The sequence below is a fragment of the Bartonella sp. AA86SXKL genome (genome assembly GCF_042196885.1).
This window is the reverse complement of record NZ_JBHIRE010000512.1, coordinates 1-591: the sequence shown is the minus strand read 5'-3', so window position 1 is coordinate 591 and position 591 is coordinate 1. Positions and strand designations below refer to the sequence as shown.

Here is a 591-nt window from a genome sequence, read left to right as displayed (position 1 = left end):
TCCCCCCTCAAAGGGAACTCCCTCAAGCTTGCCAAGATAATCTATTGTAACACGATCTCCTTCTTCAGAAACACCAACTTTTAGTGAATAATTTCGCGTAGAAGAAAGGACACGCTTTACTTGTTCATCAATCTCTTGTTCAGGGATAGATGCAATTTCGCGGGTAATTTCAATATGCTCAAAATCTTTAATTTCAAATTTTGGCAAAACTTCATATTTTAAACTAAAAATAAAATCGGCTTTGCCATCTAGAATCTTTTTATCTTCTTCTACATCAATTTTTGGCTGCATAGCCGAACGCTCACCACGCTCAGCTAAAATAGAACGAGACGCATCGCTGACAATCTCATTGAGAATTTCCGCCATAAAAGACTTACCGTACATTTTTCGTAGGTATCCAGCAGGAACCTTGCCAGGACGAAAACCATTAAGCTTAATCTTACCTTTGGTATCATCTAACCGTTCATTTAATTTTTCTTCTAAATCTCGCGCTGGAACCACGATCTTAATTTCGCGCTTCAGTCCTTCATTAAGCATCTCGGTAACCTGCATGAAACAACCTTTATTTTTCTGAGGAGAGTGAATAAGCTC

At 38.6% G+C, this 591-nt stretch carries 1 protein-coding gene; it reads right to left on the bottom strand.

Going from position 1 to position 591, the window contains the following annotated elements:
• The coding region (locus tag ACFIO5_RS12975) for a trigger factor (RefSeq protein WP_375705629.1) at positions 1–552 on the bottom strand (552 nt) is incomplete at its 3' end.
• Positions 553–591: the final 39 nt, after the last annotated feature.